Origin of the sequence: Streptococcus infantis (assembly GCF_000963255.1) — a bacterium.
GTDB classification, from domain to species: Bacteria; Bacillota; Bacilli; order Lactobacillales; family Streptococcaceae; genus Streptococcus; species Streptococcus nidrosiense.
This window is the reverse complement of record NZ_JYOV01000024.1, coordinates 1-24,121: the sequence shown is the minus strand read 5'-3', so window position 1 is coordinate 24,121 and position 24,121 is coordinate 1. Positions and strand designations below refer to the sequence as shown.

The 24,121-nt window shown below is 36.7% G+C and carries 15 protein-coding genes and 1 pseudogene; 15 read left to right on the top strand and 1 reads right to left on the bottom strand.

All coding sequences use genetic code 11. The features are described 5' to 3' along the window. Positions 1-112: 112 nt before the first annotated feature. The 15 genes from TZ96_RS09580 (at position 113) to xerS (ending at position 22,563) form a co-directional block, all read left to right on the top strand. Entirely contained in the window at positions 113-784 is a 672-nt protein-coding gene (locus TZ96_RS09580) for a CPBP family intramembrane glutamic endopeptidase (protein WP_045763885.1), read from the top strand. A 288-nt stretch (positions 785-1,072) separates the two neighbouring features. Continuing rightward, positions 1,073-4,324: an ATP-dependent nuclease subunit B gene (gene rexB, locus TZ96_RS09575; protein WP_045763884.1), complete on the top strand. Its 3,252-nt coding sequence runs from the start codon at positions 1,073-1,075 to the stop codon at positions 4,322-4,324. Beyond that, positions 4,321-7,968, top strand: coding sequence for a helicase-exonuclease AddAB subunit AddA (addA, locus tag TZ96_RS09570; RefSeq protein ID WP_045763883.1), 3,648 nt, complete (start codon positions 4,321-4,323; stop codon positions 7,966-7,968). The genes rexB and addA overlap by 4 nt, the downstream gene beginning before the upstream one ends. A 16-nt stretch (positions 7,969-7,984) precedes the next feature. After that, complete coding sequence (locus TZ96_RS09565; RefSeq protein ID WP_045763882.1) at positions 7,985-9,163, top strand: hypothetical protein; 1,179 nt, start codon at positions 7,985-7,987, stop codon at positions 9,161-9,163. Positions 9,164-9,290: 127 nt separating this feature from the next. Then, on the top strand, positions 9,291-9,788 hold the full coding sequence (locus TZ96_RS09560) for a YkgJ family cysteine cluster protein (RefSeq protein ID WP_045763881.1): 498 nt from the start codon (positions 9,291-9,293) through the stop codon (positions 9,786-9,788). 207 nt (positions 9,789-9,995) lie between these two features. After that, on the top strand, positions 9,996-11,783 hold the full coding sequence (locus TZ96_RS09555) for an LPXTG cell wall anchor domain-containing protein (RefSeq protein ID WP_045763880.1): 1,788 nt from the start codon (positions 9,996-9,998) through the stop codon (positions 11,781-11,783). A 281-nt stretch (positions 11,784-12,064) separates the two neighbouring features. Next, positions 12,065-13,108 (top strand): bifunctional glycosyltransferase family 2/GtrA family protein, encoded by a 1,044-nt coding sequence (locus TZ96_RS09550; protein ID WP_045763879.1) that lies wholly within the window; start codon positions 12,065-12,067, stop codon positions 13,106-13,108. Then, complete coding sequence (locus tag TZ96_RS09545; protein ID WP_045763878.1) at positions 13,105-14,016, top strand: phosphodiester glycosidase family protein; 912 nt, start codon at positions 13,105-13,107, stop codon at positions 14,014-14,016. Before TZ96_RS09550 ends, TZ96_RS09545 begins: the two co-directional genes overlap by 4 nt. Positions 14,017-14,031: 15 nt before the next feature. After that, positions 14,032-14,430, top strand: coding sequence for a hypothetical protein (locus TZ96_RS09540; protein WP_241768510.1), 399 nt, complete (start codon positions 14,032-14,034; stop codon positions 14,428-14,430). A 214-nt stretch (positions 14,431-14,644) separates the two neighbouring features. Then, complete coding sequence (locus TZ96_RS09535) at positions 14,645-16,657, top strand: glucosaminidase domain-containing protein (protein ID WP_045763877.1); 2,013 nt, start codon at positions 14,645-14,647, stop codon at positions 16,655-16,657. A gap of 67 nt (positions 16,658-16,724) precedes the next feature. After that, positions 16,725-17,066, top strand: a complete 342-nt coding sequence (gene imm40 / locus TZ96_RS09530) for an Imm40 family immunity protein (RefSeq protein ID WP_045763876.1) — start codon at positions 16,725-16,727, stop codon at positions 17,064-17,066. Between the two features lie 168 nt (positions 17,067-17,234). Continuing rightward, entirely contained in the window at positions 17,235-18,086 is an 852-nt protein-coding gene (gene ylqF / locus TZ96_RS09525) for a ribosome biogenesis GTPase YlqF (RefSeq protein ID WP_045763875.1), read from the top strand. Next, positions 18,073-18,855, top strand: a complete 783-nt coding sequence (locus tag TZ96_RS09520) for a ribonuclease HII (protein ID WP_045763874.1) — start codon at positions 18,073-18,075, stop codon at positions 18,853-18,855. Before ylqF ends, TZ96_RS09520 begins: the two co-directional genes overlap by 14 nt. 11 nt (positions 18,856-18,866) lie before the next feature. After that, the gene (locus TZ96_RS09515; RefSeq protein ID WP_045763873.1) at positions 18,867-20,417 is read left to right on the top strand and encodes a ClC family H(+)/Cl(-) exchange transporter; all 1,551 of its coding nucleotides are present in this window, start codon (positions 18,867-18,869) and stop codon (positions 20,415-20,417) included. Between the two features lie 1,075 nt (positions 20,418-21,492). Continuing rightward, the gene (gene xerS / locus TZ96_RS09510) at positions 21,493-22,563 is read left to right on the top strand and encodes a tyrosine recombinase XerS (RefSeq protein WP_045763872.1); all 1,071 of its coding nucleotides are present in this window, start codon (positions 21,493-21,495) and stop codon (positions 22,561-22,563) included. Between the two features lie 177 nt (positions 22,564-22,740). On the opposite strand, the pseudogene TZ96_RS10520 reads toward xerS, so the two are convergent. Then, positions 22,741-24,031: pseudogene (locus TZ96_RS10520) on the bottom strand (IS4 family transposase). Positions 24,032-24,121 lie beyond the last annotated feature (90 nt).

The window sequence follows — 24,121 nt, the reverse complement described above, 5'->3', positions numbered from 1 at the left end:
TCAATTTAGGACGTTTCAATTACAATTCGTGATTTGAAGAAGCTTTTTGGCAAATATATGCTATACTAAACTTGCAATATACTGATAATGGATAAAAAGCAGAGGACTTCTCATGAAAAAAAGAGTAGTACAGATTTTACTAGCCTTGTTAGTAATTATTTATAGGAAGACATGGTTTTGGTGGATTTTTAATCATTTTGCAGGTAGGCTTGTACCTGCTAGTAGAGAATTTTTTCAAATTCTTGCTTTTTTAGAGTTTAGCGCTACTTTTCTAGCTATTCTTTATTTACTAGTATTCGAAGGTAGGAAAATTCTTGAATTGAAGTGGAAATGGAGTTATCCAGTTTATTTGCTCCTTGCTTATGGTGTCAATTATCTTTTAGATATTGCATTGTCCTTTTTAACCCCTGCAACGTCCAATCAAATCGCTTTAAATGAATTGACAGAGATGACAGGGCGACAAGAGTTACCTTATCTTTTACTTATTGTTTGTCTGCTAGGACCAATTACAGAAGAATTGGTTTATCGAGGAGTTCTGATGAATACATTTTTGAAAGATTCACCTTGGTATGGAGATGTTTTACTATCAGCCTGTGTCTTTGGCTATGTGCATGTCAGTTCAGGTTTAACACCACTCGCCTTTTTCACCTATGCAAGTGGTGGAGCAATTTCTGCATTCCTCTACCGAAAAACTCATTCTCTCTATTATCCTATTTTGCTCCATATCATGATTAACATTACAGCATTTTGGTATTTATGGATCAATCTATTTTCAGCAAGTTAGTGCTTATCGATCAATGAGAGTGGGACAGAAATCGGTAATTCATTAGAATTCGAATTCGTCGTCCCACCTCCACACAGTTGAGTAGGGCTGTAAAAGCTGATGAAATCAGCGTAGTAGAGCCAACTCAACCACTGCGTCTTGCTCAATAATCCAAAGACAATTGAGAGGCTAGGACTTTTGTCCCAGCCTCATTCTTTTCGTCAGAAGTTTTAAGAACTCTCTATTTATAGGATTAGTAGTAAAAAAATGATATAATAAAAGGTAATGAAAAATTCCAACGAGGCAGAGATGAAACTACTTTATACCGATATTCGGACTTCTTTGACAAATATCCTAACCAAGGAGGCTCAGGGACTGGTTGCCCAAGGCAAACGAGTCTTTTACATTGCCCCTAACTCTCTATCTTTTGAAAAGGAACGCGCCGTGCTGGAGTGCTTGAATCAGCAGGCTTCTTTTGCGATTACAGTCACGCGCTTCGCTCAAATGGCTCGTTATCTGGTTTTAAATGATATTCCTGAGAGGTCAAGTCTCGATGATATAGGTCTTGGTATGGCTTTCTATAAATGTCTGTCTGAGATTGATCCGAAAGATTTACGTGTTTACGGGGCTATTAAACAAGATCCGCAATTCATCCAGCAACTGATTGAGATTTATCATGAAATTTCAACTGCAAAGATGAGTTTTTTGGACTTGGAAAGCTTGACAGATGCTGATAAACGCTCTGATTTACTCTTGATTTTTGAAAAGATAACAGCATATTTAAATCAAGGTCAAGTTTCACAGGGGAGTCCATTATCCTATCTAATTGATGCTATCGAAGAAAACAAGGTAAGTAGTGATTTTAGTAAAATTGCCCTAGTCATTGATGGTTTTACCCGTTTTTCTGCAGAAGAGGAACACCTAGTAGATTTGCTTCATCGTAAGGGTGTTGAGATTATTATTGGTGTCTATGCGACTAAGAAAGCCTACACTAGCCCCTTTAGTGAAGGTAACCTCTATCAAGCCAGTGTTGAGTTTTTACGTCATTTAGCTTTTAAATATCAGACCAAGGCAGAAGATGCATGTCAAGAACATAAAAATCTTGATGCTTTTGCCAAGGCCTCAAAATTACTGGAAAGTGCTTATGATTATTCTGAAATTAGCTTAGACGTGAATGACGAAGATAGAAAAGACTTGCAAATCTGGTCTTGTCTGACACAAAAAGAAGAGCTGGAGCTAGTTGCTCGTAGTATTCGCCAGAAATTGCACCAAAATCCAGAACTAAGCTATAAAAATTTTCGTATCTTACTAGGAGACGTAGAGTCTTATAAACTGTCCTTGCAGACAATTTTTAATCAATATCAGATCCCTTTCTATCTGGGTAAAAGTGAATCTATGGCTCATCATCCGTTGACTCAATTTGTAGAATCCGTGGGACGTCTCAAACGATACAATTTCCGTCAGGAAGATTTGATTAATCTCTTACGAACTGGCTTATATACCGACCTTGCTCAAGAAGAAATCGATAGCTTTGAACAATATATCCGCTATTTAGGTATTGATGGACTTTCTAACTTTAAACAAGAATTTACAAAAAATCATCATGGGAAATTTGATTTAGAGAAAGTAAACGAGCTGCGTGTTCGTGTTCTAAATCCATTAGAAACGTTATTATCCAGTCGTAAGCAAAAGACTGAAAATATCCTTACAAAATGGAATAACTTTTTGAAGGATGCATCTGTTACCAAGCAATTACAATCCTTATCTGAAACGATGGATGCGACAGAGCAAGAAAGACAAGAAGAGGTATGGAAGACATTTTGCCACGTAATGGAGCAATTTGCTACCGTATTTGAAGGTTCTCAAGTTACTTTAGATGATTTTTTGGCACTTCTTCATTCAGGGATGTCCTTATCAAATTATCGTACAATCCCAGCAACGGTAGATACGGTTCTGGTGCAAAGTTATGATTTGATTGCGCCTTTGACTTCTGATTACATCTATGCACTTGGCTTAACTCAAGATCACTTGCCAAAAATTGCTCAAAACACCAGTTTGTTGAGCGATGAAGAAAGAGAAGTTTTAAACCAAGTTACAGAAGATGGCTCACAATTACTGATTGCAAGTCAAGAGAACCTCAAGAAGAATCGCTATACCATGCTTTCTTTGGTCAATTCTGCTAGGAAGGAATTGGTCTTATCGGCACCAAGTTTACTCAATGAAAACGAGAGTAAAGAGTCAGTTTATCTGAAAGAATTGCAGGACTTTGGTTTTAGCAAGATTGAAAAGAGAATTGACCGAAAAAATCTATCGAAAGATGACATTGGTTCTTATCACAGCCTTTTGTCTAGTCTTGTTGCCTATCATCAGCAAGGTGAGAGTGAGACAAGCGACCAAGACTTAACTTTTGTAAAAGTTCTGGCTCGTGTGATGGGTAAAAAGTTGGAAGACCAAGGTTTGGAAAATCCAGTTTTACCAACAAGTCCAAAGAGCAAGATTTTAGATTCTGAAACTTTGAAAGCCTTGTATCCTGAAGATCAAGATTTTTATCTATCTACTTCTGGATTAACAGAATTTTACCGTAATGAATACAGTTACTATCTCCGTTATGTCTTAGGTTTGCAAGAAGAATTGCGTCTGCGTCCTGATGCACGAAGTCATGGAAATTTCTTGCATCGTATCTTTGAACGTGTATTGAAACTTCCTGCTGATACATCTTTTGATCGTCGTTTAGAACAAGCAATCTCTGAAACCAGTCAAGAAAGAGAGTTTCAAGCCATTTATCAGGAAAGTTTGGAAGCCCAATTAACCCAGGAAGTTCTTTTGGATGTAGCACGAGCTACTGGACACATTCTGCGTCATAATTCTGAAATTGAAACAATTCAGGAAGAAGCAGTCTTTGGTGGTAAGGAACAAGCTTTTGTTCAGTTAGATAACGGCAGAAATGTCTATGTCCGTGGTAAAGTTGACCGTATAGATCGCTTAAAAACCAGTGAAGCTATTGGTGTTGTCGATTACAAATCTTCTCTAACTCAGTTTAACTTCCCTCTCTTTTATAACGGCCTTAATTCACAATTACCAACCTATCTGGCTGCTCTTAAGAAACAAGGGAATACAGACTTCTTTGGTGCCATGTATTTAGAGATGGCTGAACCAGTTCAGTCCTTACAAACAGTTAAAACTCTTTCAAAGGCTTTGGCAGAAACGACAAAGAGTATGAAATATCAAGGGTTATTTCTCGAAAAAGAAATAAAGAACCTTGGGGAACTATATAATAAAAACAAGACCTATCAGTTGTCTGATGAGGAATTCCAGTTATTGCTGGACTATAACGCCCTTATTTATAAGAAAGCAGCAGAGAAGATTTTATCTGGTGAATTTGCGATCAACCCTTATACAGAAAACGGTAGAAGCATTGCACCCTATGTTCAACAATATCAAGCTATTACAGGTTTCGAAGCCAATTATCATTTAGGTCAAGCGAGATTTTTAGAGAAAGCTGCCAAGAGCAATGCCAAGGAAACATGGTTTAATAAAATAAGAGAGGAGTTGGAGCGATGAAATTTTTATCCCAAGAAGAGATTGAAAAGTTGCAAATAGAAGAAGCTCATTCTGACAAGAAACCAAAGAAAACTGCTGAGCAAATTCAAGCTATTTACAGTTCTGGTCAAAACATTCTGGTCTCAGCATCAGCTGGCTCAGGAAAAACCTTTGTCATGGCTGAACGAATTCTTGATCAACTAGCGCGAGGTGTAGAAATTCGCCAACTCTTTATCTCAACCTTTACAGTCAAGGCAGCAACTGAGTTAAAAGAACGCTTGGAAAAGAAAATCAGCCAACAAATCCTAGAGACACAAGATTTGGAACTAAAAAAACACCTTGGCAGACAGTTAGCTGATTTACCCAATGCTGCGATTGGGACCATGGACTCTTTTACCCAAAAATTCCTGACCAAGCATGGTTATCTCCTTGACCTCGCTCCAAATTTTCGCATTCTTCAGAATGAAAGTGAGCAGCTTCTCTTAAAAAATGAGGTTTTTCGACAAGTTTTTGAACATCACTACCAAGGCAAGGATAAAGATAATTTTAGTCGATTGGTCAAGAACTTTGCAGGTAGAAGCAAAGACGCGCGTGGTTTGCGTAAACAGGTCTATATGATTTATGACTTTTTGCAATCTACCAGTAATCCTCAGGCTTGGCTACAGGATTCTTTCCTAAAAGGTTTTGAAAAGGCTGATTTTACAGTTGCTAAAGAAATCCTTGCAGAGGATATAAAAGAAAGACTTTGGGATTTAGAAAGCTTTTTCCGTTATCATCTGGATAATGATGCCAAGGAATTCGGTAAGGCGACTTACTTAGAGTCTGTTCAACAAGTTCTTGATGAGATCGGTTCTTTAAGCCATGAATCAACTTTTAATCAATATCAAGAAGTTTTAGACCGAGTTGTTAGTATCTCTAAGGATAAGGGAGGTCGTGCTCTTACAAATGCTAGTCGTAAGGCCGAACTGCAAGACTTGAAAGAAACCTACAACCAAGAGAGAAAAGCAAAAATTGAAAAGTTAATTGCACTAAATGATCAAATCACTTTATTGAAATTTCAAGAAGATTATCATCAAGATTCCTGGGACTTGGCAAAGACATTCCAAGTCTTCATGAGGGATTTTGTTGATGCCTATCGACAACGGAAGCGCGAAGAAAATGCCTTTGAATTTGCTGATATTAGCCACTATACCATTGAAATTTTAGAAAACTTCTCTCAGGTTCGACAAGAATATCAGGAACGCTTCCACGAAGTTATGGTCGATGAATATCAGGATACCAACCACATCCAGGAGAGAATGCTGGAACTCCTCTCAAACGGTCATAATCGTTTTATGGTAGGAGATATTAAGCAGTCTATTTATCGTTTTAGACAGGCAGATCCCCAAATCTTCAACGAAAAATTTCATAGATTTGCTCAAGATGACAAAGAAGGTCAATTAATTCTACTTAAAGAAAATTTTCGGAGCAGTTCAGAAGTTCTAGATGCTACGAATGATGTCTTTAAACATCTCATGGACGAGGAAGTTGGAGAGATTTCTTATGACGGTATGCATCAACTTGTTTTCGGAAATACTGATTTACACCCTGATCCAGAAAACAAGGCAGAAGTTCTCTTGTATGATAAGGATGTTGATGGTGATTCTAAGGAAGAGGAAGAGTTTTCGACCAACAAACTGACTGGTGAGATGCGCATGGTGCTTAAGGAGATATTGCATCTCCACAATGATAAAGGTGTGCCCTGCAAGGACATTGCTCTTTTGACTGCAAGCAGAAGTCGCAATGACCAGGTTCTACTTGCTTTGTCTGAGTATGGGATTCCAGTCAAGACAGATGGTGCTCAAAGCAACTATTTACAGTCTTTAGAAGTCCAAGTCATGTTAGACACTCTTCGAGTCATCCATAACCCTCTTCAAGATTTCGCTTTAGTTGCTTTAATGAAGTCTCCTATGTTTAGCTTTGATGAAGATGAATTGGCTCGATTAACCCTTCAGAAATCCGAGGATAAGGTTCAAGAAAACTTTTATGAGAAACTAGTCAATGCTCAGGAGAAAATTGGTCTTCAAAAGGATTTAATCAAAGCTGAATTACAAAAGAAGCTTGGCTTTTTCATGGAAACCGTCCAAGATTGGCGTTTGTATTCCAAAACGCATTCACTTTATGATCTTATCTGGAAAATTTATAGCGACCGCTTTTACTATGATTATGTTGGTGCTTTGCCAAATGGTCAGGCCAGACAGGCTAACCTCTATGCCCTAGCACTACGAGCTGACCAGTTTGAAAAGAGTAATTTTAAAGGCTTATCACGTTTTATAACTATGATTGACCAAGTCTTGGAAGCCCAGCATGATCTTGCCAATGTCGCTGTGGCACCACCTAAGGATGCTGTAGAACTTATGAGTATTCATAAAAGTAAGGGCCTTGAGTTTCCTTATGTCTTTATCCTTAATATTGATCAGCAATTTAATAAGCAAGATACCATGTCTGAAGTTATCCTAAGTCGTAAAAATGGCCTTGGGCTCAAGTATGTTGCTAGAGTAGCTACAAATGCCAAAGAAGAATATGTTCCATCTACGATTAAATTATCTATCCCTAGCTTGACCTATACGCAAAACGAAGAAGAACTTCAGTTAGCAAGTTATTCTGAACTCATGCGTTTGCTTTATGTAGCCATGACTCGTGCTGAGAAAAAATTATATTTAGTCGGAAAAGGATCTCGTGAAAAATTAGAAGCTAAAGAATATCCGACAAATGGAAAAGGTCTTTTGACTCAAGAAACTAGACTAGATGCTACTAATTTCCAGGACTGGATTTGGGCCATTTACCAAGCATTTACGAAAGAGGATTTGCACTTCACTGTACGTTTTGAGGGTGAAGAAGACTTAACCAAGGAAGCTATCGGAGAATTGGAAAATAAAAGCCAGCTTCAAGATCAATCTCAAGCAGATAACCGTCAATCTGATACCATTAAGGAAGCTTTAGAAATGCTGAAAGAAGTGGAAGTCTATAATCAAGTCCACCGAGCAGCAATTAATCTTCCAAGTGTTCAAACGCCAAGTCAGATTAAAAAATTCTATGAACCTGTCATGGATATGGAAGGCGTAGTAGTGGCTGGTCAAAGTCAACTAATAGAAAGCACTGTTCAATTCAACCTTCCTGATTTCTCTAAAACTAAGAAAGTTACTGGTGCTGAAATTGGTAGTGCTACCCATGAACTCATGCAACGAATCAATCTCGATAAAAAACCTACATTGGAAACCTTGACAGAAGCTTTGGAGCAAGTTCAAGTAAGTTCGGATGTCAAATCCAAAATCAATCTAGGAAAAATTTTGTCCTTCTTTGATACAGCGCTAGGTCAAGAGATTCTTTCAAATCAAGATAAACTCTATCGAGAACAGCCTTTCTCAATGTTAAAAAGAGACGAGAAAAGCCAAGAAAACTTTGTTGTCCGTGGAATCTTAGATGGGTATCTCCTCTACAATGATAAGATTGCTCTCTTTGACTACAAGACAGACCGTTATGAGCATGCTAGTCAGCTTGTTGAACGCTATCGTGGTCAATTAGAACTCTATGCAGAGGCTCTATCTCGTTCCTATCAGATAGAAACAGTTGAGAAATATTTGATTCTACTTGGTAAAGACCAAGTAGAAGTTGTTAAACTTTAAAAAGAAAGGAGACATCATGTCCATTCCTGTTAGAAAAAACTTATATGATGCAGTTTTAGAGGCCTCTAAAGCCGATACTTGGGAACAAGCTACCAAAGAATGGAGTGAAGTTTCCTTGATTTTTAATGGAATCGGTCGAAGCAATTGTGTCTGCGGTAATGCTATTAAGTATGCTTATGAACTTTTTAACGGAGTTACTGGCAAACGACTTTTTCCCATTGGGAGTGACTGTGTGCGTCATTTCCAAAGAATTAGCCTAGATCAACAGCTAGAAGAGGAAGAAAAACTTCTCAGAAAGCTTGAAAATCTAACCAGAAAGGCCCAGAAAAAAGAAGCCATTCGAGTTAATAAAACGGATTTTGATGAGCGACTGATCAACTGGCTATGGGAAAAGGGAGCTTTTAAGTCAAATCGAGGCAATCAATTTTCACCAGAAAAGGATTATCAACTCTTTTTGGAAGTTTTTCAAGGTGGAAGTTGGAGTAAGGCAGAGCCTTTGAAGAAAGCTCGTATGGAAGAAGTCCTTGAAAAATTTATCAAACCCTTTCTACTTGGAAAATCTGACGATCAACTCTATCTTGTTAAACTAGGAAAAGAAAAAATTGACTATGAGCGGGAACTTCGCATCAAGGCTGAAAAGGAGCGAAAGAAGCGAGACAAGATTGCTAAACAATACGCGGATAACCTGGTTCTAGCAATGGGACCAGCTGAACGTGCCTATCAGGATTACTTTGGATTGAGCGAAACACTGACACTAGAAGAGCGCCAGTGGGAAAAAATTCTCTTTGGAAAAAATCGTGCAGAACGTTCTTTAAAATCAAAACAGTACCAAAGAGAACTTGAAAAGGATCAACGCATTGCTAGTCAAGATCCTCTTGAAAGAAAACAAAAGCAAGTCTGGTTACTTAACTCTTATTTTAAGGATATACCTGAAGAAAAAGCTCGCTTCTCGAGACTTCTAACCATGTATCGAAAAACTGGAGTAATTCCATTTTCAACTGACTATCTCTCTAACACTTTGTTTGACTTTTTCTACAAAATGAAGGCTTTTGAATTTGAAATAGCACCTGATCAGGTACGTGATTTTCTAAAGGAATGTTTAGATGCGGAGAATCTATCGTCCGCACAAAAATCTTGGATAGAAGGCATTTTAACCAACTGCATCAAACCTTTTTTAGAAAGAATGATAGTATAGCGGTAGTTTTCGTCCTGAATGGATAGACTCATTATTGTTAAAATTATGTCTCTAAATCATTTTACATAATATTATTTATGTATAAAATAAAAATATTTGTATCAACATTAAAAATTAGAAAGAAACTATGTCAAAAGAAATCGATATCGAATATTATCACCAACTAGCCTTGCAAAAACAAAAAGAGCATCGTAAGTTTTTAGGAAATCTAAAGAAGAAAGCTCCTAAAAATTTAGATAAAATTGCGCTTGAAATCCATCAAGAAGTTTTTAATGAAATTGATTGTACAGCCTGCGCTAACTGCTGCAAGAGTCTTGGTCCAGACTTTAAAGAAGCAGATATCACACGTATTGCCAAGTATTTTAAAATGAAATTGCCAGCCTTTGAAGCTGAGTTTTTGCAGGTAGACGAGGATGGAGATAAGGTTTTCAAATCTATGCCCTGTCCATTTTTAGGAGGCGATAATCTCTGTTCCATCTACGATGTCCGTCCCAAAGCCTGTCGTGAATTTCCACATACTGACCGTAAGAAGATTTACCAAATCAATAATCTTACTATTAAAAATACCCTAACCTGCCCCGCAGCCTATCTCTTTGTTGAAAGATTAAGAGCGAAAATAGAATAGAGGAGTATTAATTCGGTTTTTTCTATACTTTAAGATTCAATATTGAATTATCTTTCTCTTTTTCTAAAAAAACATGTAATATTTCTTGATTTATTAACCAATCGTTTGCAAATTAAGCATCTACATTGTATAATATATGTGAAAATATTATCAATCTATCGGATTTTGCTTATGCATTATCCCCTTTCATATAAGGAGAAAAGGTGTATGAAAAAACTCACTAAATTTGGCATTATCACAATGTCTGTTTTCGCTCTAAATTTGGTTTCACAGTCAGTAGTTCAAGCTGATGAAAAATTAAGTGAAGTAGCAAACACTTCTGTGACATTAGGTACTACTAGTTCATCAGAGTCTGAAAACTCTTCTATAAGAGGTGACAAGTTGGTTGAGATATCAAACTCTAGCGATAGTTCAACAAAAGTAGAAGTAACAACTACTGAAAATTCAACTAGGCCTGTAGAAACTACAGAAGCATCTTCTCAACATACTACAGAGACAGATACTTCTAAGCATAATAATATTATCGATGAGGGTGGTTACGTCAATGTTGAAGGACTTCCAGCACATTTTACTGAAGATGGTAAAAGTGTGGTCTACAATTACACTGTGGCCTTTAAGGGAATGCACTCAAGTGATCGCGGCCAAACAGTCCGTGATATTCGTATTCGTATTCCTAAAATTGCAGGTTCGAAGGCCGATTTCACTTTGATTGGAACACGTGATGCTAATGAAAATCCAGTATCTGTTAATGTTCCAATGAAAGAAATTACTAGAGATGAGATTATTGCAGATCCTAATCCTGAATCTAATTTAAACTCAAATTCATCAGTTATTCCAACTGCGGAAGAACTAGCAACTGGAAAGAAACCATCTATTGTTAATATGGAAGATGATGACTTAGGTGATGGAACTGTTAACGTATATGCTGTCAGTTCTAAAACACTTAGATCAATAGCTTTTCATATGTCAGTAACTGTACCTTTGGAAGAAGCTAAGAAGATTAAGTACTTACCAATTGATGTTAGATTTCAATGGAAATGTAGTCAAGAAGGTGGAATCAGCTCTTATGAAGAAGGTTGTCAACATTTAGAGGAATATTCTCTCTATCAACCGTATTATGCAAATAGTAAAGGAGAAGTGACTTATGGTGCTCTAGGTAATCCAAGTTTAGTTGATGACTCTTATGTGCAAAATAATCATTTAATTAAGTCGGTTGCAAATTCAAATACTTACATCACACCAAATAATGGTGATTGGACAACTATTCCACACGATATCAATATTAATCCTGAAACTTTCTTTAATTATGTTAAAATTTTTACTTTGAAATACAATCCTGATGTCAAATACTACGCTTCAGAATTTGAAGATATGGCTGACCAAGATGTTTCTACGCTTCATTATGGAGATGTAGTGGTGGATTATGTTATTAAGGGAACAAATCAATCTATTAAGAAAACTTATAAAGACACACCATTAACTTCTATTTATGGATCTGATGGAAAACTTGTGACCTATAATACTGGTGAGAACACAGATGAGCGTCCGTCTTCTATCACTGTAGATGGTCAAAAATACAATCTAGTTGGAATTTCTTCAACTTCTGCTCCCGAAACAGGTGAGCTAAAAGAAGGAACAACTCATGTTATCTATGAGTATGAGAAAGAACCAGCTCCAAAACCAAATCCAGAGCCAACTCCAAAACCAAATCCAGAGCCAACTCCAAAACCAAATCCAGAGCCAACTCCAAAACCAAATCCAGAGCCAGCTCCAAAACCAAATCCAGAGCCAACTACAAAACCAAATCCAGAACCAGCTCCGAAACCTATTCAACAAGATAAAGTTCAATCTTCTGAGCAAAAAGTAGCTCCTAAAAAAGATCAGTTACCAAATACAGGAACTTCTGAGTCACCATCAGCTATGAATCTTCTTGCTATTATAGCTGGAATCTTTGGTATTTCACTTTTCAAAAAAAGTAAAAAATCAGAGAGCTAAGTAGATAGTTTTATAAAAAGCCATCCAAATTGGATGGCTTTTTAGTGTAGCCTGTAGCCAACTATTTTTCTATAGTAAATCTCCATACAAAATAGGCTTTAATTTTTTAGATTTTTGTATATTTATTTTTATCTGAAAATTCAAACTAAATTTCTTATTAAGTGATAAGTCCTTTTTAAAGCTTAAAGTTTTTTAAACTTTTTCTTAAAGAAACCTGATATAAGGTATCTTTAAGCGATGTTCTGTATAGTTATACCATCATCAAAGAAAGAGGTATCGATATGAACTACATAGTCATTCCAGCTTATCAACCAGATAATAAACTTATCAAACTCATCGAAAAAATTCACGAAAAGAGTGATTTTCATATCTTAGTTATAGACGACGGCAGTTCATCAGAGTGCCAAAAAATCTTTGATAAAGCAAAACAATTTGCTACTGTCATCCGTCACCAAGTGAACCAAGGTAAAGGGCAGGCTCTAAAAACAGCCTTTACTTATATCCAAGAACAAAACATTTATGGTACGGTTGTCACAGCAGATGCGGATGGACAGCACAAGGTATGGGATATTTTCCGCACGGCTAATAAAGCTTCCGAAAATCCAAACAAGCTAATCTTGGGTGTACGTGCCTTTTCTGGAAAAGTTCCCCTTCGTAGCCGTTTTGGTAACAGCTTAACCAAAGCTCTCTTTAAGCTTCAAACAGGAGTAGGAGTAACAGATACGCAGACAGGTCTTCGTGCTTTTACGACAAACTTGATACCGTTTATGCTTAAGATTGAAGGCCAACGTTATGAATATGAAATGAATATGTTGCTCGAAGCAACAAAAGAATACGAGATTCTAGAAGTGCCTATTGAAACTGTCTATATCAACGATAATGAGGCTTCACACTTCCGTCCAATCCAAGACGGGCTCATGATTTATAAAAATATCTTTAAATTTGCCTTATCATCTCTCAGTAGCTTTGTTGTAGACTATGTCGTTTACGCCCTAGCAATCTTGATTTTGCCGACAGTTCCGACGAGTCTACGAATCTTTCTAGCAAACGGAGTAGCTCGTGTGACTAGCTCTATTTTCAACTATTCTACAAATAAGAAACTAGTCTTTAAAAATGACGATAGCCTTGTGAAAACAGGGATGGGATACTTTGGTCTAGCAGTCGGACTCTTTATCTTAGACACGCTACTGATTCGTCTCTTCTTTACAGTCTTTGGTATCAACCTTCTGATTGCTAAAGTTATCGTCGGCATCCTTCTCTTCGCTGTTTCTTGGACAGTTCAGAAGAAATTCATCTTTAAAGAAAGGACATCAACTGTATTATGAAATTTTTAAAGAAACGCTATGCTTACGCCTCAGTTCTTGGCCTACTCTTGACAGGCTCCTTTAGTTACTCAATGCTAAAGACCTTTGTCCTCGCTGAAACTATCTCGACAGTTGCAACAACTAGCACAAGTTCCAATGCTGCAGCAGCAAGTCAAGCTGCTAAAACAGCTACTGTCACTGACTCTAGTTATAAAGATGACAATATTACTGTCAATTTGTCTGAAACGACGGTCAATAATACCCAAGTCTACGTTGCTGATATTACTCTGAGCTCATCAGATTATCTGAAAACTGCCTTTGCTCAAAATGCCTACGGAACTAACGTAACTGCAAAAACCTCTGTTACGGCAGCTGACAACAATGCCATTTTAGCGGTAAATGGGGACTACTATGGAGCAAACTCTACAGGCTATGTTATCCGTAATGGAGTTGTTTATCGTGATACTGTTCGTGAAGATTCTAGTAATGGGGACTTAGCTATTTATAAAGACGGCTCTTTCAAGGTTATTTACGAAGATCAGATCTCAGCTGAGCAACTAGTAAACGACGGTGTCGTCAATCTCTTGGCTTTTGGACCAGACTTGGTCGAAAATGGTGAGATTGCAGTTGATACCAATACAGAAGTAGGACAGGCCATGGCTTCAAATCCTCGTACAGCTATTGGTATTATCGATGAAAACCACTATATCATCGTGGTTTCAGATGGACGTACCTCTGAAAGTGAAGGACTCTCTCTTTATCAGCTTGCTGAGGTCATGAAATCTTATGGAGCAAAAACAGCCTATAACCTTGATGGTGGTGGATCATCTACACTTTACTTCAACGGTCAGGTTATCAATAAACCAACGACTGGTGGAAACAAAATTTCAGAAAGGGCGGTGAGTGACATTGTCTACATTGGTTACTAATTTGGGAAAAAAACGATCATTTCTTATACAATAATTACTATTTTCTTCTTTGCATTTTCTAGAATTTACGAAGCTTTTAGTTTTGGAGAAACTTCTGTTCATATGCACTATTTATTTGCAGTACCTCTTATTGGAGGAATTCTACTAGCAATCTTTCTCAAGGTTCTCCCACATTTCTCCCGTATTAGTCTAAATCTATGGAATTCGGCAGTAGCGATTATTACAGCGGGTACACTTTTCCGTGGGATTGTCAATCTTTCTGGACGCTCAACAACCTTGGATGCACCCTACTGGTATGTTGGGATTGGGTTTGGAATACTAGCAATCGTCACTATTTTCATCAATCCAAACCTTTGGAAGAATTCTGCTAAAGCAACTAAAACAAATCGCAAAGAAGTCTATAGTCAGGTATAATTTTATAAAAAAGTAGTCGTTCAGATGGTGTTCGACTACTTTTTATTGACTTTTATTTCTAAAATATTTTAAAAATATTACAAGTTCTTGTCTTCTGAAAGTTACTGCTTTTATATTTGACAGAATATTGTATAATATAGTGGATAATTACTGTTTTTTACACAATATATAGAAACATCAAATACAAAATCTAGGTATTTGTAAGGAGAAAAGAATGAAAAAAATATTGCTGGCAAGTACAGTTGCCCTCTCTATGGCAGGTTTTGCAAAAACGACCGTCTATGCCGAGGATTCTCAAGCTACCAATAATGTTCAGTCATCAGAAAAGATTGCTACCAATACAGTAAGCAATGAGAAGAAAAATCAAAGCGAAGCTGAAAAAGCAACTTCTCAAACTCCAGAGACCAAAGAACAATCTTCAAAAGAAACAGTAGTAGAAGTAGTTAACAAAGAAGGTTGGCAAAAAGAAAATAACCAATGGCGTTATTATGAGGATAATCAGCCCGTTTCAAATTGGAAAAAAATAGCAGGTGTTTGGTACTATTTTAATCAAGATGGCATCATGCTTAGTAATACTATTTTTAATGATTACCTATTGAATAATAGCGGTGCCTTGGCAGAATCTTCTTGGGTAAAAATTGACAACCAATGGTATTATGCCACTGAGGACGGGAAAGTTACTCGTAATAATTGGAAAAAGATAGCGGGTGTTTGGTATCGATTCGATGAAAATGGTATCATGATCAGCAATGCTGTTTACGATGATTATCTATTCAAAGCAAGTGGTGTCTTAGCTGAAAATAGCTGGGTAAAAATTGGTGATAAATGGTACTACGGTAATCAAGAAGGTAAAATCAATCGTGACAAGTGGGCAAAAATTGATGGCCTATGGTATCGATTTGATGAATCTGGTGCCATGCTAAGTGCTACTATTTATAAAGACTATCTTCTCAAGACTAGTGGAGCTATGGCAGAAAATGCCTGGGCAAAACTCGAAGATAAGTGGTATTATGCTACCGCATCAGGAAAAATTATTCGCGACAAGTGGGAGAAAATCAGCGATTCATGGTACTATTTTAATAAAGACGGTGTCATGTTAAGTAGCCAATGGAAAGAGAAATACTATCTAAAAGATAGTGGAGCCATGGCCAAAAGTGAATGGATTTTCGATGAAAAATTCAAGAGCTGGTTCTATCTCAAATCAGACGGCACCTATGCCGAAAATCAACGGGTAGGTTCTTACTATCTCAAACCTTTTGGTTATATGGCCAAAAATGAATGGATTTTCGATAAGGACTATAATGCTTGGTATTATCTAAAAGAAGACGGAGCTTATGTAACTGGTAACTTTACCATTAACGGGAAAGACTATACTTTCCAAAGCAATGGAAAATGGATTTCTGATACAGCAGCTTACTATAAAGTAAAACCAATTACAGCAAATGTATATAGCGCTTCTGGTGAGAAACTCAGCTATATTTCACAAGGAAGTATTGTAGCGATTGATGATGCAGAAGCCAAAGACGGTCGACTTCCAGTCAAAATTTCAGGTCTTTCAGGATATATGAACAAGAGTGATCTAGTAGCGGTCAACTCTGATAGTGACTTTATTCCTCACTATGCCACTGATGGTAACTATCTCTACCACGAATTGTCACCATACGCAAGTATCCGTGTAGCACCTCACAGTTCATCAATGGCGATTGGCAAAAAATACTATTCAGCTGATGGTATTAACTTTGAAAACTTTACAGTTGAAAATCCTTTCTTATTTAGAGATTTAAGAAAACCAAGCAATTACACAGCTGAAGAATTAGATAAAGTCTATTCTCTTATGAATATCAAGGGAAGTCGTCTGGCAGGTAAGGGGGCAATCTTTAAAGAAGCTGAAGAACGCTATCAGATCAACGCTCTCTATCTAATCGCCCATAGCGCCCTTGAAAGTTCATGGGGACGTAGCCAAATTGCTAAGGATAAAAATAACTTCTTTGGTATCGCTGCTTATGATACAACACCATATGATTCAGCTAAAAGCTTTGATGATGTTGATAAGGGTATCTTAGGTGCAGCCAAGTGGATTCGCGAAAATTACATCGATAATGGCAGAACATACCTTGGAAATAAAGCGTCAGGGATGAATGTTCTTTATGCATCAGATCCATACTGGGGAGAAAAAATTGCAAGCATCATGATGTCAATTAACAGCAAGCTAGGTGAAAAAGATTAAAAATCATTAAAATCGATAACAACTGCAAAGTGGTTATCGATTTTACTTATCAAGAGAAACTTGAGAAATGAACTTTATGAAGCAGAATTTTGAACATATACATACAAGAGGGATAAATTTAAATCACATAGGGATCAACGCATACGCTTATGATTATTCAGTAATCCCAGACTTACTTGATAATCTCAAAGCCAATAATCAAATTATACTAGGTGGGGATGTTTTTTGCTACAAGAATGGCCAATTGAAACATACTTATGATCATTGGTATTACGAGAAACAAGATCCAACCATTGATAGCAGTAAATCCATTATTCAAACAGAAAAATATATCAGCAACTATGTTAAAGATCATGGTGAACACTATTATTTTTCAATCGTTTTAGACAACGAGAAATTTTATTTGTGACTGATTTACTTAGAAAACATTTTACAATCGGCATTGAATCAAGCGTCAAATACGAGAAATCATGTTATAATAAAAGATAGTGATTTATTTTAGAAAAAGGATTTGTATTTAATTTTTGAAACTGTAAAAATAGATACAAATCCAATAAGAGAAAGGAATTATACTCTCATGGCAACTATTCAATGGTTTCCTGGACACATGTCCAAGGCGCGTCGTCAGGTTCAGGAAAATTTAAAATTCGTTGATTTTGTAACAGTTTTAGTCGATGCACGTTTGCCCTTGTCTAGTCAAAATCCGATGCTGACTAAAATCATCGGAGATAAAAAAAGACTATTGATTTTGAACAAGGCAGACCTAGCAGACCCAGCATTAACAAAAGAATGGCGTCAGCATTTTGAATCACAAGGCATTCAAACACTGGCAATCAATTCTAAAGAGCAAATTACGGTAAAAGTCGTAACGGACGCTGCTAAGAAACTCATGGCAGATAAGATAGCTCGTCAAAAGGAACGTGGGATTCAAATCGAGACCTTACGTACCATGATAATCGGTATTCCAAACGCTGGTAAATCAACGCTGATGAACCGTTTGGCTGGTAAGAAAATTGCTATCGTTGGTAACAAACCAGGTGTGACAAAAGGCCAACAATGGCTCAAAACAAATAAAGATTTGGAAATCTTGGATACTCCAGGGATTCTCTGGCCAAAATTCGAAGATGAAACTGTTGCTCTTAAACTTGCCCTTACAGGAGCGATCAAGGATCAGTTGCTTCCAATGGATGAAGTGACGATCTTCGGGCTTAATTATTTTAAAACACATTATCCTGATAAGCTTCAAGAACGTTTTAAACAAATGAATCTGGACGATGAAGCTCCTGAAATTATCATGGACATGACTCGTATCCTTGGTTTCCGTGATGATTACGATCGCTTTTACAATCTCTTCGTCAAAGAAGTTCGTGATGGAAAACTAGGTAACTATACATTAGATACATTGGAAGACCTCAATGGCAACGATTAAAGAAATAAAAGAAGAATTAGCAAAGATAACTGAACTTGAAAGTCCCTTGTTTAAGGAATTTGAAAAAGATTCTCGTTCAGGTGTACAAAAGGAAATTGAAAAGCGTAAGAAAGCCATTCAAGCTGAAATTGATGAAAATCACCGCTTAGAAGCCATGCTTAGCTATGAAAAAGAGTTTTACGCTCAAGGTCTTAGCTTAATTGCAGGTGTAGATGAAGTTGGACGTGGGCCTTTAGCTGGGCCTGTTGTTGCCGCAGCAGTTATTCTTCCCAAAAATTGTAAGATTAAAGGCTTAAATGACAGTAAAAAGATTCCTAAGAGAAAACATGAGGAGATTTTTCAAGCCGTTAAGGACAATGCTCTAGCAATTGGTATTGGAATTATGGACAATCAAGTCATTGATCAAGTCAATATCTATGAAGCAACTAAACTAGCTATGAAAGAAGCTATCTCTCAGCTTGACCCTCAACCAGAACACCTTTTGATTGATGCTATGAAGTTGGATTTGCCGATTTCTCAGACATCCATCATCAAAGGAGATGCTAATTCCCTATCCATTGCAGCAGCATCGATCATTGCTAAGGTTACCAGAGATAAAATCATGGCAAACTATGATCAGGAATTTCCAGGTTATGATTTTTCTCAAAATGCTGGTTATGGAACGGCTAAACATTTAGAAGGTTTAGAAAAGCACGGTGTTACACCCATTCATCGCACAAGCTTTGAACCGATTAAAACGATCGTTTCAGAAGCTGAAAAAGATAATTAAAGGAGAAAATTATGGAGGAACAGTCGGAAACACTTAGTTCCAAGAAAGAATTTGCCTTCGCATCTAGTACAATTCTATCTCAAGTAGGACGAGGAATTATCGTTGGATTAGTCGTGGGCCTTATTGTTGGGTCTTTTCGGTTTTTGATTGAAAAAGGCTTTCATGTCGTTCAAGGACTATATCTAGACCAAGAAAATCTACTTCGAAATCTATTGATCATTTTATTGTTATATATTCTAATTTGCTTGCTTAGTGCCAAATTAACACGCTCAGAAAAAGATATTAAAGGTTCTGGTATTCCTCAAGTTGAAGCAGAGTTAAAAGGTCTCATGTCACTCAACTGGTGGAGTGTGCTATGGAAGAAATATGTTCTTGGTATTCTCGCGATTGCTAGTGGACTCATGCTCGGTCGTGAAGGTCCAAGTATTCAACTAGGTGCTGTTGGAGGTAAAGGAATTGCAAAATGGCTGAAATCTAGCCCAGTAGAAGAGCGTTCTTTAATCGCAAGTGGAGCTGCTGCTGGACTTGCTGCTGCCTTTAATGCACCGATTGCAGGGTTATTATTTGTAGTAGAAGAAGTCTATCACCATTTTTCAAGATTTTTCTGGGTTTCTACCTTGGCCGCCAGTCTGGTAGCAAACTTTGTTTCCCTTCTCATCTTCGGCTTAACACCCGTTCTGGATATGCCAGATGATATCCCTCTCATGAGCTTGAATCAATATTGGATTTATCTGGTGATGGGAATTTTTCTTGGACTCTCAGGTTTTCTTTATGAAAAAGCCGTTCTGAATGTAGGCAAAGTTTATGAATGGGTTGGCCAAAAGCTTAACATTAATAAAGCTTATCATCCAATTCTTGCTTTTATCCTGATCATTCCAGTTGGAATATTTCTACCTCAAATACTTGGTGGAGGTAATCAGGTTGTCTTATCCTTAACAGAACAAGATTATAGTTTTCAAATTCTCTTACTTTACTTTATCATCCGCTTTATCTGGAGCATGATCAGTTACGGAAGTGGACTACCAGGTGGTATTTTCTTACCAATTTTAGCATTAGGTTCTTTACTTGGTGCCCTAGTAGGCGTTATTTGCGTCAATCTTGGACTCGTCACCCAGCAGCAATTTCCTATATTTGTAATTCTTGGAATGAGTGGTTATTTTGGGGCTATCTCAAAAGCACCTTTGACAGCAATGATTCTCGTGACGGAAATGGTCGGTGATATCCGCAATCTAATGCCATTAGGGATGGTGACCCTAGTTGCCTATATTGTTATGGATCTGCTAAAAGGGGCGCCCGTCTATGAAGCCATGTTGGAAAAAATGCTACCAGAATCGGCAACTGATGATGGAGAAGTTACACTGATAGAAATCCCGGTTTCAGACAAAATAGCTGGTAAACAGGTACACGAACTCAATTTACCTCATAATGTCCTCATCACAACCCAAGTACATAACGGTAAAAGTAAGACAGTTAATGGTTCTACAAGGATGTATCTAGGGGATATGATTCATCTCGTGATTCCAAAAAGTGAAATTGGAAAAGTAAAAGATTTGCTTTTATAACAGTATTAATTTACATAATTTATGTTATGTTGTATCGGATAATGATTTAAGAAAAAGATTTTTCAGATTTATTTAATCGACAGATTCTTATAGATGAAAACAATATAAAAACAAAAACTCGGTCTCTAGATGATGAGAACGAGTTTTTGTTTTTCGGTTAAATATACTGTAGAAGTTAAAAAAATTTTAAAACTATAAGTTCAATGAAGCAATGATTCACCATATTTTAAGCGATTTTTCAAAACTAAAAGTTTATGTACAATTGACTTAACATGAGCTAAACAATTGATACAACTGAATTAGAAGCATAAAGTACATTCTTTAAGGAGTGTACTTTATTTTTGTTTTGTACATTATTCTGGAGTGGTATTTTGTATGTTTTCTAGTACATAATATCCTCTAATCTGAGAAATTAATTTGTACATTATTTTCAATGATAATCAATGTATAATAAAAAATTTAAATTTCAAATTCTGAAACCACTTTCACATATAAATAATTGAATATAAATTGCTGTAGGCCTATAATAAAGATAGGGGTAATAAGAATTCCTCCTAGAAAGGAGTATACTGTATCCTAAGGGTCAGTATTATTAATAAATTATGAAAAAAATAATTATTTTTATCTTGTTAATCCTCTTATTCTTTTCTATTGTTTCTATTGTTACATATTTTATGTTTTAATACGTTATAAAATATGAATATAGATATGTTTTTAACACATAAACTCCCACGTAATATAATCAAATTGCCGAATAGGTAGCACAAGGATACACCAAAGCCCTAGAAGATAGCAGTTCTATAGGGCTTTTTTACGTCGGTTTTTGATTAAAGTGTACTTTGGAGCTGAAAATGGTTTATCCTTTTTGGATTATGGATAATTGAAAAAAATTTTAGTTTTCACTTAAATAAAGTACATAATTGAGTATAATTGGCTTAAAAATTTTTTTGGTTATTATTTTTTACTAAGACAATCCTATATATCTCCTGTAACATCTTTCCGAAAAACTATAATTTTCTTGAAAAATATATCTGGCTATGCTATACTACTAGTATAGAAATATTTGGAGAAAAACATGAAACGCGAGATCTTATTAGAACGTATTGATAAACTCAAACAAGTCATGCCCTGGTATGTTCTGGAATACTACCAATCGAAACTGGCTGTTCCCTATAGTTTTACGACCTTGTACGAATATTTAAAGGAATACGATCGATTTTTCAGCTGGGTTTTAGAATCTGGTATATCGAATGCTGACACCATGGCAAATATACCTTTAGATGTACTTGAGAATATGACAAAGAAAGACATGGAATCTTTTATTCTTTACTTACGTGAACGTCCTTTACTCAATGCTAATACGACAAAGAATGGTGTCTCCCAAACAACCATCAACCGGACTTTATCAGCACTTTCTAGTCTTTATAAGTATTTGACTGAAGAGGTTGAAAATGAGCAAGGAGAACCTTATTTCTACCGCAATGTCATGAAGAAGGTTGCTACCAAGAAAAAGAAAGAAACATTGGCTGCACGGGCTGAGAATATCAAGCAAAAGCTCTTTTTAGGTGATGAAACAGAGGGGTTTTTGAAATATATAGATGAGGAATACCCCAAAACTCTCTCAAATCGCGCCCTCTCTTCATTTAATAAGAATAAAGAGAGAGATTTAGCCATTATAGCACTCCTTCTTGCCTCTGGTGTCCGTCTCTCTGAAGCGGTTAACCTGGACCTTCGAGATCTCAACCTCAAGATGATGGTCATTGATGTTACTCGTAAGGGTGGAAAACGAGATTCAGTCAATGTTGCTGCCTTTGCGAAGCCTTATCTGGAGCAATATCTTGCTATTCGAGACAAACGTTACAAGACAGAAAAGACTGATACAGCTCTCTTTCTAACTTTATATAGAGGTGTTCCAAACCGTATTGACGCTTCAAGTGTTGAAAAAATGGTCGCCAAGTATTCAGAAGACTTCAAAGTCCGCGTGACGCCACACAAGCTACGCCACACACTTGCAACTCGTCTCTATGATGCAACCAAATCACAGGTTTTGGTCAGTCACCAGCTGGGACATGCAAGCACACAAGTTACCGATTTGTATACCCATATCGTTAATGATGAGCAAAAGAATGCCTTGGATAGTTTATAACATAATATAAATTATGTAACAATTGAAAAAGAAGTTGGTAAAGTCCCAATGTCATTAAGTTAGTAATCTAACTATTTGAATAGGAGATAGGATTGAGATCATCAAAGTGATTCTCTATCCTATCTTCTATTTTTTTTGCATAACAAATAAAGGTTTTTTCACCCTATTTTTTGAGATTTATGTTACTCTATAGATGAAATCAATTACCGATTGGGCCTTTATTTTTCTTGGATATTTTCGATTCGGTCGAATAATAGATAACTGTTTCTTGAGGTAGTTTTTCAACTGGAGAGAAGAAAGGGAACCGTTAAAAAACAAACGGCAGGCATAAGTCGCATCTGAGAAACACACTTTATATCTTTGTTTTTTGTGACTACTGTCGATGGCAACTTGCGAGGTTACCCAACGACAAAAGTTAAAATTTGTAAATCGGGCAAAGATTTCTTGGAGAATCCCTTCCTTCTTTTTGGCATGAAAATTGACCAAGCCAATACTGTATTTCAGGTCACGAAAACTAGTCTCTATGCCCCATCTGCTGGCGTAGAGATTTTTTAATTGTTGGACTGAATAGTCTGTATTTGTCACCAAAGTTTCGTATTTTCCTTCTTCCGCTTCTAAACGCACCAAACGAAAAGGAAGTTGGTATAGTTCAACAGGGTCATGTTTTTGACTTGTTTCTGGAAGAAAATCAAAAGTAGAATTGTGTGGAATAAAATGATAGTCATTGGGGAAATCACGATAAAGTTTTTTGAGCTGATTGGTTTGCTTTCGTGATAATTTTAGAGAAAAGTTTTGATCAAAACACTCTGTATTTGGCAAGTTGAAGGAGGAACGCATGGATTGTTTTCCATCTCGAATTCGGATGATATAAAGCCATCCTTTTTCTTGAAAATGAGCCATGAGATTGTAACTTTCATAGCCTCTATCCATGATAACAAGAGCTTTCTCGAAAGGGAGAAGCCTTCATCATCTGAATCAGAGCTAAGCGCTCATGTTGCGTATGTTTGTCTTGAATAGAAACATCTCTATACACTCCAGTCGTCAAGTCGTATAGGGCATTTATGTGTATGAGATTATAGGATTTAACATCCGTTTGGGTTTGGATAGAGGTTTCTGTATCCATGGGATTTCGAGGAATACAGATATCACTCCCATCTGCAGCGAATATCGGAAGATTGGTGTTAAGTGGAATAGGTGCTGTAAATTCTTTAAATAAGGTATAGAAAGCCTCAGGTTTTATCTGATAGCGTCTTTGAACAAAGGCTGAATTTGAAACTGTCAGTCTAGCATCTAGTAATTCTTTTGACAGTGATTTTCCTCCCATTCCCAGAATGGTACGAATCATGGTTTCTAGTGATAACCTTCTTTTACGAGTAAAGGCCTGTTCATCTTGTTTGACGAGCTCAACTTTTTGACCAAGGATACTCTGAATACTCTTATTCAAGTGGGCTTTTATCTGTTTTATCATAGGAAGTACCTCCTTAACTATCAGTTTAGCACATAAAAAAAGAAACCCAAATACAGAATTGTATTTGAATTTCTTAACTTAATGACATTG

Coding starts and splice junctions, on each gene's coding strand:
- TZ96_RS09580 (WP_045763885.1), top strand. CDS start 113: ATGAAAAAAAGAGTAGTACAGATTTTACTAGCCTTGTTAGTAATTATT.
- rexB (WP_045763884.1), top strand. CDS start 1,073: ATGAAACTACTTTATACCGATATTCGGACTTCTTTGACAAATATCCTA.
- addA (WP_045763883.1), top strand. CDS start 4,321: ATGAAATTTTTATCCCAAGAAGAGATTGAAAAGTTGCAAATAGAAGAA.
- TZ96_RS09565 (WP_045763882.1), top strand. CDS start 7,985: ATGTCCATTCCTGTTAGAAAAAACTTATATGATGCAGTTTTAGAGGCC.
- TZ96_RS09560 (WP_045763881.1), top strand. CDS start 9,291: ATGTCAAAAGAAATCGATATCGAATATTATCACCAACTAGCCTTGCAA.
- TZ96_RS09555 (WP_045763880.1), top strand. CDS start 9,996: ATGAAAAAACTCACTAAATTTGGCATTATCACAATGTCTGTTTTCGCT.
- TZ96_RS09550 (WP_045763879.1), top strand. CDS start 12,065: ATGAACTACATAGTCATTCCAGCTTATCAACCAGATAATAAACTTATC.
- TZ96_RS09545 (WP_045763878.1), top strand. CDS start 13,105: ATGAAATTTTTAAAGAAACGCTATGCTTACGCCTCAGTTCTTGGCCTA.
- TZ96_RS09535 (WP_045763877.1), top strand. CDS start 14,645: ATGAAAAAAATATTGCTGGCAAGTACAGTTGCCCTCTCTATGGCAGGT.
- imm40 (WP_045763876.1), top strand. CDS start 16,725: ATGAACTTTATGAAGCAGAATTTTGAACATATACATACAAGAGGGATA.
- ylqF (WP_045763875.1), top strand. CDS start 17,235: ATGGCAACTATTCAATGGTTTCCTGGACACATGTCCAAGGCGCGTCGT.
- TZ96_RS09520 (WP_045763874.1), top strand. CDS start 18,073: ATGGCAACGATTAAAGAAATAAAAGAAGAATTAGCAAAGATAACTGAA.
- TZ96_RS09515 (WP_045763873.1), top strand. CDS start 18,867: ATGGAGGAACAGTCGGAAACACTTAGTTCCAAGAAAGAATTTGCCTTC.
- xerS (WP_045763872.1), top strand. CDS start 21,493: ATGAAACGCGAGATCTTATTAGAACGTATTGATAAACTCAAACAAGTC.